Origin of the sequence: Streptomyces venezuelae (assembly GCF_008642315.1) — a bacterium.
In the GTDB taxonomy this organism is placed as follows: Bacteria; Actinomycetota; Actinomycetes; order Streptomycetales; family Streptomycetaceae; genus Streptomyces; species Streptomyces venezuelae_D.
Genome location: NZ_CP029192.1, coordinates 7,086,054 through 7,098,720, shown reverse-complemented (window position 1 = coordinate 7,098,720; position 12,667 = coordinate 7,086,054). Strand labels below are relative to the sequence as shown.

The 12,667-nt window shown below is 70.5% G+C and carries 9 protein-coding genes; 4 read left to right on the top strand and 5 right to left on the bottom strand.

Annotated features, from left to right (window positions below; all coding sequences use genetic code 11):
- Positions 1–64 precede the first annotated feature (64 nt).
- Both DEJ48_RS31315 and DEJ48_RS31310 read left to right on the top strand, forming a co-directional pair.
- Complete coding sequence (locus tag DEJ48_RS31315) at positions 65–670, top strand: dihydrofolate reductase family protein (protein WP_150219535.1); 606 nt, start codon at positions 65–67, stop codon at positions 668–670.
- A 151-nt stretch (positions 671–821) separates the two neighbouring features.
- On the top strand, positions 822–1,805 hold the full coding sequence (locus DEJ48_RS31310; protein ID WP_223832265.1) for an urea transporter: 984 nt from the start codon (positions 822–824) through the stop codon (positions 1,803–1,805).
- An 11-nt stretch (positions 1,806–1,816) separates the two neighbouring features.
- Here the strand turns inward: DEJ48_RS31310 and DEJ48_RS31305 are convergent, their stop codons facing one another.
- Together DEJ48_RS31305 and DEJ48_RS31300 are read right to left on the bottom strand one after the other, a co-directional pair.
- Positions 1,817–2,896 (bottom strand): Zn-dependent alcohol dehydrogenase, encoded by a 1,080-nt coding sequence (locus DEJ48_RS31305; RefSeq protein WP_150221510.1) that lies wholly within the window; start codon positions 2,894–2,896, stop codon positions 1,817–1,819.
- 82 nt (positions 2,897–2,978) lie between these two features.
- Positions 2,979–4,373: an aldehyde dehydrogenase family protein gene (locus DEJ48_RS31300; protein WP_150219533.1), complete on the bottom strand. Its 1,395-nt coding sequence runs from the start codon at positions 4,371–4,373 to the stop codon at positions 2,979–2,981.
- A gap of 201 nt (positions 4,374–4,574) precedes the next feature.
- Here DEJ48_RS31300 and DEJ48_RS31295 point away from each other — a divergent pair, with 201 nt between their 5' ends.
- Complete coding sequence (locus DEJ48_RS31295) at positions 4,575–5,387, top strand: SAM-dependent methyltransferase (RefSeq protein WP_150219532.1); 813 nt, start codon at positions 4,575–4,577, stop codon at positions 5,385–5,387.
- Between the two features lie 174 nt (positions 5,388–5,561).
- Here DEJ48_RS31295 and DEJ48_RS31290 read toward each other — a convergent pair whose 3' ends face one another.
- From DEJ48_RS31290 to DEJ48_RS31280, 3 genes are read right to left on the bottom strand one after another with little or no spacing between them, the layout of a single operon-like run.
- Positions 5,562–6,125 (bottom strand): hypothetical protein, encoded by a 564-nt coding sequence (locus DEJ48_RS31290; RefSeq protein ID WP_150219531.1) that lies wholly within the window; start codon positions 6,123–6,125, stop codon positions 5,562–5,564.
- A 16-nt stretch (positions 6,126–6,141) separates the two neighbouring features.
- Complete coding sequence (locus tag DEJ48_RS31285) at positions 6,142–10,563, bottom strand: DUF6531 domain-containing protein (RefSeq protein WP_150219530.1); 4,422 nt, start codon at positions 10,561–10,563, stop codon at positions 6,142–6,144.
- Positions 10,564–10,567: 4 nt separating this feature from the next.
- Entirely contained in the window at positions 10,568–10,882 is a 315-nt protein-coding gene (locus tag DEJ48_RS31280) for a hypothetical protein (RefSeq protein WP_150219529.1), read from the bottom strand.
- Between the two features lie 444 nt (positions 10,883–11,326).
- On the opposite strand from DEJ48_RS31280, the gene DEJ48_RS31275 reads away from it, so the two are divergent.
- Positions 11,327–12,448, top strand: a complete 1,122-nt coding sequence (locus DEJ48_RS31275; protein WP_223832264.1) for a sulfotransferase family protein — start codon at positions 11,327–11,329, stop codon at positions 12,446–12,448.
- The last annotated feature ends 219 nt before the right edge of the window (positions 12,449–12,667 follow it).

Here is a 12,667-nt window from a genome sequence, read left to right as displayed (position 1 = left end):
CCACTCCATTCGCAGTACTACGTTCCGACCACTACAACATGAGTACTACAGGGGGAGTGACCATATGCGCAAGCTGGTCTACTACATCGGCGTCTCCATCGACGGGTACATCGCGGGCCCCGAGGGCGAGTTCGACTTCTACCCCGTGGGCGATGTGGACCAGGCCGCCGACTACGCCGCCCGGGTCAACGCCCGCTACCCGGAGACCGTCCCCACGGCCCTGCGCCCGCACGCAGGCCTCACGGACGCCCCCGCCCTCCGCTTCGACACGGTCCTGATGGGCCACGGAACCTACCGGCAGGCGCTGGACCACGGCACCCCGAGCCCGTACGCGCACCTGCGCCAGTTCGTCCTGTCGAACTCGCTCGACACCTCCCCCGGCCCGGCGACGACCGACCCGGCGGTGACCGTCGCCTCCGGTGATCCGCTCACCCTGGTCCGCGACCTCAAGCGGCAACCGGGGCAGGACATCTGGCTGTGCGGCGGCGGCCGGGTCGCGGCCGCGCTGCTCCCCGAGCTCGACGAGCTGATCATCAAGAGCTACCCCGTCGTCGCGGGCGCCGGAATCCCCGTCTTCGGCGGCAAGTTCGACCCCACGCGGTTCCGCGTCACAGCCCGCGAGGCGTTCGACAACGACGTCCTGATGACGTGGTTCGAAGCGGTCCGGTAGATGTAATCTGCACCCGTCTCGTCGGACGGTATGAGTCGGACGGTTGAGGGACGTGGGGGCGGCCGTGGGGCACGCGATGGATGCGGTGGATGCGGGTGGGTCGGTCGGGGGGCCGGAGGACTCGGCCGGCGGGAGCGGGCGGAGGGCCGACGTGTCGGCCCGCGTCAGGGTGTTCGCCGTGCAGGTGCTGCGCGGCCAGGGCCAGGTCACCTTCCTGCCGAACGCCGCGACGGGCGCCCTCTTCACCGTGGCGCTCTTCGCCGCGGGCTGGGAGTACGGGGTGTACGGCCTGGCCGGCACCGCCGTCGGGACGGCCACCGCACGGCTCCTCGGCGTGGACCACGACCGCGTCTCGGCCGGCCTCGAAGGCTTCAACGCCTGCCTGACGGCCCTCTGTTTCGCGGTCTTCCTCGGCGCGGGCCACCTGTCGACGGCGCTGCTCGCGGTCGCGGGCTGCGTGGTCGTCACGGTCGTGACCGCGGCCGTGGTCCGGGTACTCGGCGTCTGGGGCCTGCCCTCGCTCACGCTCCCGTACTGCCTGCTCGCCACCGCGGTCACCATCGCCGCGCCCGGCTTCGGACGGCTCTGGCACACGGGGCAGGGCGTGGCCGCGCTTCCGCTGCCCGCGTCGGGCACGACCGCCGTCGAACCGGGCGAGCTCGCCCGGGGGTTCCTCGCCGGTTTCGCCCAGATCTTCTTCATGCCCCAGTGGTACGTGGGCGCCCTGCTGCTGCTCGGCCTCCTCGTCGCGGGACCCCGCACGGCCGCCGTCGCCTGCCTCGGCAACGCCGTGGGCGTCGCGACGGCGTGGGCACTCGGCGCCCCCGCGGCGCGGATCGCCGACGGCACGATGGGCTACAACGCCGTGCTCGTGGCCCTCGCCCTGTGCGGCGTCTTCCTGCCGTTCCGGGCGGCCACCCTCGCGTACGCTCTCGTGGCGGCCGCCGCCGCGACGGCACTCGGCCCCGCGGTCTCGGCCCTCTTCGCCCCGTCCGGCGGCCACGCCTTCACCTGGCCGTTCGTCCTGACGACGTTCGTGTTCCTGGCGGGCGCCAAGTCCTTCCCGCGGCTTACGGGTTCGGGGGACGAGGACGAGGACGACAACGACAACGACAACGACAACGACAAGTCATGAACGGGCACTGATCAGAACACCACCAGCGCCCGTCCCCCCTTTCCCGCCAGCATGTTCTCGAACGCCGCCGGGATGCCGTCGAGGCCGATCCGGTCGGTCACCAGGACGTCCAGGTCCAGGCGGCCCGCCCTGATGTGTTCCGCGAGGACCGGCAGGTCCACCGTCGGGTCGCAGTTGCCGTACACGCAGCCGGACAGGGTCCTGCCCCAGTGGAAGAGCTCCAGGGCGTTGAAGGTGACCTGCTGGTCCTTGCCGCCGATGCCGACGACCGTCGTGCGTCCGCCGCGCCGCGTCGACTCCCAGGCCGTACGGATCGTCACCGCGCGGCCCACGCACTCCACCGCCACGTCGACGCCCTGGCCGCCGGTGAGCTTGCGGATGTCGCGGGCCGTCGTCTCCGAGGCGACCACGTAGTCCGTGGCGCCGGCCGAGCGGGCCAGCGCCTCCTTCTCCGGTGAGACGTCGACGGCGACGATCCGCCCGGCGCCCGCGATGCGCGCCGCCTGCAGCGTGGCGAGGCCCACCCCGCCGACGCCGAAGACCGCGACGCTCTCGCCCGCGCGGACCCGCGCCGAGTGGTGCACGGCGCCGTATCCGGTCAGGACGGCGCAGCCGAGCAGCGCCGCGTCGGTGAGCGGGACGCCGTCCGGCACCGGCAGGACGGCGTTGGCGGCGACCACCGTCTCCTCGGCGAACGCGGCCACGTTCAGGCCGGGGTGGAGGTCGCTGCCGTCCGGGCGCCGGGCGTAGACGTCCGCGGCGCCCGCGAGGGCGTTGACGCAGAGCCACACCTCGCCGAGGGAACAGGCATGGCAACTCCCGCAGGAAGGAGCCCAGTTCAGGACGACCCCGTCGCCGGGCGCGACGTGCGTGACGCCCTCGCCGACGGAGACGACGGTGCCCGCCCCCTCGTGGCCGAGGACCGCGGGCACCGGCACGCGCATCGTGCCGTTGGACAGGGACAGGTCGGAGTGGCAGACCCCGGCGGCTGCGAGACGCACCCGGACCTGGCCGGGGCCCGGCTCCGGGAGGTCTATCTCCGCGATCTCCAGCGGGGAGCCGACGGCGGGCAGGATGGCGGCGCGGACCACGTTCACGTACTCCTTGGGTCGGAAAGGGTGGGCAGGACGGAAGGGGCAGGAAGGGACGGGTGGGAAGGACGCGTCGAGCGGGTCAGAACTGCAGGGACTTCGTCTGGAGGTACTCGGTCAGGCCGTGCGCGCCCAGTTCGCGGCCGACGCCCGACTGCTTGTACCCACCGAAGGGCGCGAGCGGGTTGAAGCTGCCGCCGTTGATGTCGACCTGGCCGGTGTCCATGCGGCGGGCGAACGCCACGGCCTCCGCGTCGTCGGCCGCCCAGACCGCGCCCGCGAGCCCGTACACGGTGCCGTTGGCGATGCGCAGGGCGTCGTCCTCGTCCTCGTACCGGATGATCGAGACCACCGGCCCGAAGATCTCCTCTTGGGCGATGGTCATCCCGGGCGTGACGTCGGCGAAGACGGTCGGCCGGACGAAGTAGCCCTTGTCCTTGCCCTCGGGCGCTTCGGGGCCGCCCGCGACGATCCGGGCACCCTCCTCGACACCCTTCTCGATGTAACCGCGCACGCGCGCCTGCTGCTTGGCGTTGACGACGGGGCCGATGCGGTCGCCGTACTTGGCGGCCGCGGCCGCGGCGAGCTCCACCGCCTCGTCGTACCGGTCGGTGTGCACCAGCATGCGGGTCCACGCGCTGCACGTCTGGCCGGAGTTGGACATGACGTTGGCGACGCCCACGTTGACGGCCTTGGCGAGGTCGGCGCTCGGCAGGATGACGTTGGCGGACTTGCCGCCGAGCTCCAGGGCCACGCGCTTGACGGCCGCGCCCGCGGTGGCGCCGATCTGCTTGCCGACCGCCGTCGACCCGGTGAACGAGACGAGGTCGACGCCCTCGTGCTCGGCGAGGGCCTGCCCCGCGACCGGGCCGAGGCCGGTGACGAGGTTGAACACGCCCGCGGGCACGCCCGCTTCGTCCACCGCCTCGGCGAAGAGCTGGGCGGTGAGGGGCGTGTCCTCGGCGGGCTTGAGGACGACGGTGCAGCCCGCGGCGAGCGCGGGGGCCACCTTGTTCACGATCTGGTGGAGCGGATAGTTCCACGGGGTGATCGCGCCGACCACGCCGACCGGCTCCAGATAGACGGTGGAGTTGCCGACCCTCTCCTCGAAGGGGTGCGCCGCGGCGAGTTCGGCGTACGAACCGGAGACCAGGATCGGTACGCCCGCGTGCACGGCCTGCGAGAAGGGCAGCGGCGCGCCCAGCTCGGCGGTGACGGTCTCGGCGACCTCGTCCTTGCGGGCGACGAGACGGTCGCGGAGCGCGCCGATCAGGGCGGCGCGCTCGGCGGGCGGGGTGGCGGCCCAGCCGGGCAGGGCGGCGCGGGCGGCCCGGACCGCGGCGTCGACGTCCTCCGCGGTGCCGGCCGGGACCCGGCCGACGGGCTGCTCGTCGGCCGGGTTCAGGACCGTGATGGTGTCGGCGCCGACGGCCGCCCGCCAGGCGCCGTCGATGTACATCCCGTCATGGGCCTTCATGGCATTCCTCCAGGTGGACGACCGGTAGACGACCCATACAAACTAGCGCTGATAGTTTTCGGGCACCAGGGGTGTTCGAGGGCGGCCGGGGGGACGACCAGGGGCGTCCGGTGGCGACCCGAGGAAGGCGTGGAGGAATCACGCTCGGGGCGGTCTACATTGTCACTTGGTCGGTGAACACTTGATCGTCCAGGAGGCCCCGTGCCAGACAGTGACCCCCAGCGCGGCTCAGCCGCCGACATACGCGCGCGCATCGACACCAGTACGCCGCACTCCGCGCGTTTCTGGAACTACTTCGTGGGCGGCAAGGACAACTACGAGAAGGACCGGGAGCTCGGCGACCACATCAAGGAGATCTTCCCCGGCCTGGTCGACGTGGCGCGCACGAGCCGCCTCTTCCTGGGCCGCGCGGTGAGCCACCTGGCCACGGAGCAGGGCGTGCGGCAGTTCCTGGACATCGGCACGGGGCTGCCGACGGCGGACAACACGCATGAGGTGGCGCAGCGGGCCGCTCCGGACTCGCGCATCGTCTACGTCGACAACGACCCGCTGGTCCTCGCCCACGCGCGGGCCCTGCTGAGCAGTACGCCCGAGGGTGAGACGGCGTACATCGACGCGAACCTCTACGAGCCCGAGGCGATCCTGGCCGAGGCGGCCAAGACCCTCGACCTGTCCCGCCCGGTCGCCCTGATCATCCTGAACACGCTCGGCCACGTCGCCGACCTCGACCACGCCCGGGACCTGGTGTCCCGCCTCATGGCGGGCCTGCCGTCCGGGAGTTACCTGGTCATCAGCGACTCCACGGCCACCAGCGAGGGAATGATCGCGGCGTCGAACGAGTACAACAAGAGCGGCGCGATCCCCTACTACGTACGCAGCGTCGGGGAGGTCGGCAGCTTCTTCGAGGGCCTCGACCTGCTGACCCCGGGCGTCACCCAGGTCACCCGCTGGCGCCCGGACACAGAGGACACGACGACCGTCGACGCGTACGGGGCGGTGGGGCGCAAGCCGTAGCGGCCACGAGGTGAAAGGGCGTCAGCGTTCCAGGTCGGCGATCTGGCGGGCATACGCCCCCGGGGCGTTGCGTGTGCGTCCGCATGCTCTTGGGCGTGGGTGTTCCGCTGGTCCTACGTGCCTTGGCCGTTCAGAACCACACAGTACGACTTCATCGTCCCGGGGACCCTGCGCTCAGGAGCGGCCGTCACCGACGAGCGCCTCGTGCCACCTCTCGACCTTGGCAAGATGCGGGCCGCTCACTTCGGCGGCGCCCGCGACGTAGGCGAGCCAGCGCAGTTCGTCACAGGCGAAGAATGACTCGCCCCAGGTGTCGACCCAGATCTGGGCGGTGCCGTCCGCCGAGCGCGTCAGGTCCCACCACGCCCAGCCCCGGGTCTCCGACTCGGGGTCGAATTCGTAAAGCCATCCCTGAAGTCTCCAGGGCCCTCCCTGAATTGCGGCGGCGTACGATTCCCTGCCCCTCCGCGCGAAATCCGGCGCATCCGCGGACAGGGGTTCGCACACGGCGGCGAACCATTCGGGGATGGAGTCCTCGGGCAGCGTGTCGTCGAACTCCTCGGTGAGGGCAAGACCCAGCGCCGCGTCGAGCAGGGACCGCATGCGGTCCGCGTACGCGCCGAGGGGCACCGTGGGTGTGACGTCGAACCAGCACAGCACGGGCGGCGCGTCCTGGGCGGAGGGCCGCCGGGCGACGCGGAGCCTCTCCTGCTCGATGTCCTCGATCTCATGCATCATGTCGCCGGTCTCCTCGTCAGCCCTCCTGCACAACCCGTCCAGGATACTTGGAAACTTCTCTCCTGAACTCGTCGAGCATGCCGCTGGGGATGCCGTAGAGATCCGGCCCCTTGGTCGGATCCGAGATCTCGGGGTAGAACTTCTTGAGCTGTTTCCATTCCGCATCCGTGAAGCCGAGACCCTCCGGCTGTTTCTGCGGAACTGCCAGCTTCCTGATTTTGTCGCGGAATTCCTCCGAGATCTTGAACTGGACGATCTGGCCGCCTTCCCCGCGGAATTCGACGGTGTGCCGGATGTCTCCGCTCAGGTTCACGTAGAGCGATCCCTTGCCGGTGATGGTCACTTGTCCGCCCTCGCCGATGTGGATGCGCCGGCTCAGCGGATGGTCGGTCTGCTTGCGGTAGCCGTCGACCGTGCACTCCGGGGCGAGACCCAGCGGGTCGGCCCAGCGGTGCGGATTGTGGACGTAGGCCGATGGATCGGGGGCGGCGGCGAGCCCCAGGGGGTCCGGGCTCACATAGCGGGCCGCCTCGGGGTCGTAGTACCGCTGGTTGTTGTAGTGGAGGCCGGTCTCCGGGTCGCAGTACTGGCCGGGAAATCGCAGCGGCGTGTAGGCCGTGGCATCGTCTGTCCAGGCGGTGCTGCCCCAGAGCGTGGAGCGGGCGCGCCAGGCGACCGAACCCGTCTCGTCGACGAGTTCCGCCGGGGCGCCGACCAGGTCGGTGACGATGGCGAAGAACCGTGCGTCGACGCTGTCCTGGGGTACGTCGGCCGTCGCCCTGCGCTCGGACTGAGTGAGCGGCCGCAGCCCGTCGTGGTCCCAGGTCAGTGTGACCGGGAGGCGCCCGTCACAAGCGTGGGTGGTCTGTTCGCAGAGAGTCGAACCGTCCCAGGTGAAACGGGTCTCCTCGACGGGGGTCGTGCCGTCCGGGCCCATCCGCTGCTTGGCGATGCGGCGTCCCAGGGCGTCGTACCGATAGCGCCACCGTTGCCCGCCCGGTGTGACGACACAGGAGAGACGGTCCTCGGCGTCCCACGTGTAGTGCCAGGTGTCCGGCTTGTGGGACAGCCTGGTGCGCTGCCGCAGTGTGATGCGGCCCAGGGCATCGTATGCGTAGCGGACACGTCCGGCGCGGGTGAGGCGCGTACCGGTGTAGACGCGCTCCCCGGTTGCCTCTTGGCCGAGGTGGGTGGAGGACCACGAGGCGTCGGTCTGGTTGCCCGCCGTGTCATACGCATAGCGCTCGGTCCAGCCCTGAGCATCGACGGACGTGACACGGCCCGCCCGGTCGAATGTGAAGAGCGCGGCGCCGTTCAACTGATCGTCGAGAGCGGTCAGGTGGCCGTCCGGCCGATACGTGAAATCGCGTCGCTGGACGCTGCGCCCGCTGCCGTCGAGAACGGACTGCGACGTGAGGCGGCCAAGTTGGTCGAAGGTGTGGTGCAGAGTCGTGAAGGCGTCGATGGCACGGGTCAGTTCCTGTCCCGCCGCATCACGTGTGAAGGTGATGGTGTGGCCGCCGCTGTCCAACTGTGCGGCGTGTCCCGCCGCATCATGGCTCCACCTGCTGTGGGCGCCGGACGGGGTGGTGCGGTGCGTGCGCTGCCCGAGCACGTCGTACTGGTAGCGGGTGGTGAGGCCGTTGACCGTCTCGGAAAGGACGCGGCCCAGCGCGTCGTGCTCGAGGCGGAGCGACGCTCCGGGGCTCTCGGCCATGACCAGTCGCCCGGTCGCGGTATGGGTGAAAGTGGTGACTCCGTCGTCGGTCGTCTTCCGGACGGTCTGGCCCGCGGCGTCACGCTCGAAGCGGACGGTCCGGCCGAGCGCGTCGGTGCGGGCGATGAGGCGACCCGCCGCGTCCAGGGTGTAGGAGAGGGTACGGCCGTCGAAGTCCGTCTCGGCGACCAGGCGTCCCGCCGCGTCGTGATGGTATTTCCACGTCAGGTTCCGCGGGTCGACGACTTCAGTCAGACGCAGTTCCGTGTCGTAGCGGAAGGCGTGCCGGGCGCCGTCCGGGTCCGTGCGGGCCGAGATCAGATCGAAGTGCGTGTATTCGTACCGGGTAACGGAACCGTGGGCGTCGCTGTGCGTGAGGCAGTTGCCCTCGCTGTCGTATACCCACATCTCCTCGGTGCCGTCCGGCGCGGTCCGCCGTGTCGGCTTCCCCTCGACGGTCCACTCCAGGCGGGTCGTGTGGTCCAGGGGGTCCGTGATGGTCACGGGGAGCCCGAAGGAGTCACGGACGTACCGCGTGCGCGCACCGAGCGGATCGGTGATGACGAGCGGAAGGCCCGCGGCGTCGCAGCGGATACGCGTGACGTTGCCAAGCGCGTCGACCACGGTGTCCGGGAAGCCCGCTGATGTGTAGGTGAATCGGGTGGTGGCGCCGGCCGGATCGGTCACAGCGACACGGTTCCCGCGTTCGTCGTACTCCTGACTCCAGACATCACCGGCCGGCCCGGTGATGGTGGTGGGCAGTCCCAGTTCGTTGTACTCAGAGGTGAGCTCGTGGCCGTCCGGGCGCGTGACGCCGATGATCCGGCCGTCCCGGTCGTAGCGGTAGCGGGTGACGTGGCCGAGGCCATCGGTCACCGAGCGGATCTGGTGGTCCTCATCCCACTCGCGGTGGCTGACGTGACCCAACGGATCCGTCTCCCTGATCAGCCGGAACGCGTCGTTGTGCTCGTAGACGCGGACATGGCCCAGTGAGTCCGTCACGCGTGTGGTGCGTGTCGCGGTCTCGTAGGTGAGTGTGGAGGCGAGGGCGTTGCCTGTGCCGCCGGTGGCGGTCACACGGCCGTGGGTGTCGTACTCGTACCAGTACGTGGTGTCGTTGCGGTCGGTCCAGGAGGTGATGCGGCCCTCGGGGTCGTAGGTGTAACGCATCGGGAGGCCTGACGAGTTGGTCTCCTCGGTGAGGTGGCCGGACTCGTCGTAGCCGAAGGTGAGGAGGGTCGTGCCGGGGGCGGACGGCTCCGCGGGATCGAGGAGGCGCAGGGACGTGATGCGGGAGTCGCTCTCATCACGGTCGAGGGCGATGCGGTAGCCGCCGGAGTGGGACACCGCCACGGGGATGTCGCCCTCGTCGTACTCGATGGTGATCCGGTTGCCGTTGCGGTCCTGGACGTACTGGAGCGGGACGTCGACCGCTTCGCCCGCGGCGGCGGGGACCGGGCTGTGGAAGACCTGGACGAGGCCGCTGTCGGGATCGGTGACGCATATCGCGCCGTCGAATCCGTCCGCCCAGGACAGGGTCAGGCGTGAGCCCGGCGTCTCGGGGCGCACCGCCTCGCCGGTGTCCGCGTCGGGCACGGGGAAACAGAGTCGGGCGCCGTCGGCGGCGGCATAGACGAAACCGTCCTCATCCGCCTGGATCCGCTGGTCCAGGGTGGAGGCCCAGGACGGGCCGAACCAGCCGCCGTAGCGGTAGGAGGAGACGTGGGTGCGCTCCAGGAGGAGGGGGAGGACACCGGGAAGGCGGACGTCGGTGCGGGTCAGCGCCATGTCGCCGGTCGCCACGTCGATCGGGTCGCGGACGAACTTCTTGAGCGCGTTGCGCACCGAGGCGGGCAGCTTGTCGAAGCCGGGGCGGAGGGAAAGCCGTTCGAAGGAGGCGCAGTTGAGCTTCATGGCACTGCGCAGTTTCGACAGGTCCTTGGGCTTGAGTTTGCCGAGGCCCTTGCCGAGCAGCGTGCCGAGGCTGCCCAGACCGACACCGAGTGCCGCGCCCAGCGCGAGGGTCTCCGCCAGTTTCCCGGGGTCCTTGAAGGTGGACGGATCCTGCAGCAGCGTGTCCAGCGCGGCGAACTTCGCGCCCTCGCCCGCCATCTTGCCGATCCGCGCGATCGTCTTGATCTCCTTGAGGGCCTTCAGGGCCCGGCGCAGGCCGCGGATGACCTCCAGGACCGCGCGGATGGTGCGGGCCATCGCGGTGCCGGCGTGTTCGATACGGCCGATGAGGGCCATGACCTTCGCGAAGCGCGCGCCCGCCGCGAGGCTCCCGACGACCGCGGAGGCGCCTCCGGTGAGGACGGAGAGCGCCAGGCCCGCCATCTCCACTTCGATGATCTCGACGATGATGACGTTGAGTTCGGTGAGCAGTTCGTGTGCTTCGTCGGCGTACTTGTCCAGGGCATCGGCGCCGTCGCGCAGCGAGTCCGCCATCCTCGTCGCTTGCGAACGGGTTTTCCTGGCCCGCTTGTTGAAGGCGGTGGCGGTTTTGCCTTCCCAGGTCACGTCCCGCAGCGCGGCTTCCGCGTCCTTGACGGAGGCGTCCACGGCCTTGGCCAGGGAGCGCCACTTCTTGGCGATCTCCCGGACCCCGTCAGGGTCCACGGCCGGGTCGGAGATCCCGAGGAACTCCATCATGCTGGCCATGTTGTCGCCGGCCATGTGGTTGAACTTGTTGATGTAGTGCAGAGGGTTGAGGTCGACCACGGGCTCAGCCCTGCTTCTTGCCGCGGGCGGCGGCTTCGAGCAGCACGTCGAGGACGTCGAACGCCTCGGAGAGGTCGGTCATCAGCTTCGCCTCGCCGTGCCACTCGTCGACGAGGTCCTCCGCCACCTCGGCGAGTGTCTCCATGCCCTCGCGCACGTCGTCGGTCGCGCTCATGAGCGCGCCGAGCGCGCCCAGCGCCGACAGGTCGTGCGAGGCCGCCTTGAAATCACGCAGCGGCTTTGCGATGTGATGCGGCGCCTTGCGCAGCAGCGGCGCCGCCTTCGCTATCGACTCCGAGTCCTTGCCCAGGTCCCCCACGGTCGCGTGTCCCCCGATACGTCCCGATACTGCGCGTTGCGATGTGCATAAGCCAACGGCAAACAGTAGCCGTCACGGGTAAGCGGAATCCATTCACTCAGTCATGAGCACGCAAAGGGCGTCCTGGTGACCGCGGAACGCTGAAAGCGGCAGCGACCCTCGGCAGGCCGAACTCCCTCAGTACCCCGGTATCGAATACCGACCCAGGGCCGACGCCGTCATCCTCTGCCCGCCCCTGTGAAGACGGCAGGCGCGCAGCCAACTCCTGCCGGTCCCGGGACACCGGTCGCCGCGCTGTGCTGAGGTGTACAGGGTCGACATGCCTGGCCGGTACACCCGAACCGGCGCAGTCGGCCCGGCACAGTCGACCCATCACCGTCGGTCCGGCACCCCCCGGGCCGCCACCTCCAGCCCATCCGGCCCGACCCGCCCCACCCCCGGAGAGTGACCTTGCGCAATCTGACCTTCGTCATCGGCACCGGCCGCAGCGGCTCCACCGCGCTGTCCCGCATCCTCAACAGCCACCCCGACGTGCTCAGCCTCAACGAGTACATGGCCTCCGTCGGCGACGCGGCCTTTCCCGAAGGCGTGCTGTCGGGCGCGGAGTTCTGGGAGACCCTCTTCCGCCCCACCTCGTACTTCGCGGGCATGCTCCGCAGCGGCGTGCCGATGCCGGAGTTCCTCTACACCCGCACGCCCGGCGGCCGGTACGCCCCCGATACCACCGGCATCCCCGCCCTCTCCCTCATGGTGCTGCCCCACCTCACGGACGACCCCGACGGCCTGCTCGACGAGGTCCGCGCGGCGGTCGTCGAGTGGCCGGTCCGCGCCGCCGCCGCGCACCACGAGGCGCTGTTCGACCTCCTCGCCGCCCGGTTCGGCCGCTCCGCCGTCGTGGAGCGCTCCGGGTACTCGACGGGGTGGGCGCCCCGGCTGCGCACCGCCTTCCCGTACGCGAAGTTCGTGCACCTCTTCCGGGACGGGCCGGACTGCGCGCTCTCCATGAGCCGCCACTCCGGGTACCGCGTGATCACCCTGCTGCGGGAGATCGCGGAGCGGACGGGCGTCGAGAGCCTCGGCGACCTCACGGAGGAGCAGGTGCGCTCCCTGCCGCCGGAGCTCGCGCCGCTGCTCGGCGAGCGCTTCGACCCCGCTCTCGTGCGGGACCGCGCCTTCCCCGTGCGTCCGTTCGGCGACCTGTGGTCCGAACTCGTCGTCCAGGGCGTACGTTTCCTCGACGGCGTGCCGCCGGGTCAGCGCATGACGCTCGGCTACGAGGATCTGCTCGACGCCCCGCACGACGAACTCGCCCGGCTAGCCGCGTTCGTCGGGATCGAGCCGGACCCGGGCTGGCTGAAGAGCGCGTGCGACGGACTCGACCACAGCCGCCGCGGCTCCGCACGGACGCAGCTGACGCCCGCGGAGTACGACGCCCTGCGGGAGGCCTGTACGGAGGGCACCCGAGCCCTTCTTCGGACGACGCCCCACCAAGCCGAAGCCGACACCGAAGCCGACTCAACCACGCCGTGCACCACGCCGCGTGAGGCCCCGCACCATTCCGCTTGATCCCCTCCCCCGGCGCCCCGCGCCATTCCGCTTGCCCCGCACCCGCGCCCCCGCCCGACGCCCGCCCCGCGACGCACTCAAGCCCACCCCGACCCCGGCTCCAGTCCGCCTCAAGAACCGCGCAAGGCCTCCCACCAGCGCTTTGTCCGCTCAGCGGACATGACGGGGTGCGTGCGCGGCACACGCACCCCGCGCCGCCGCGATCTGTTTTCCGGACAC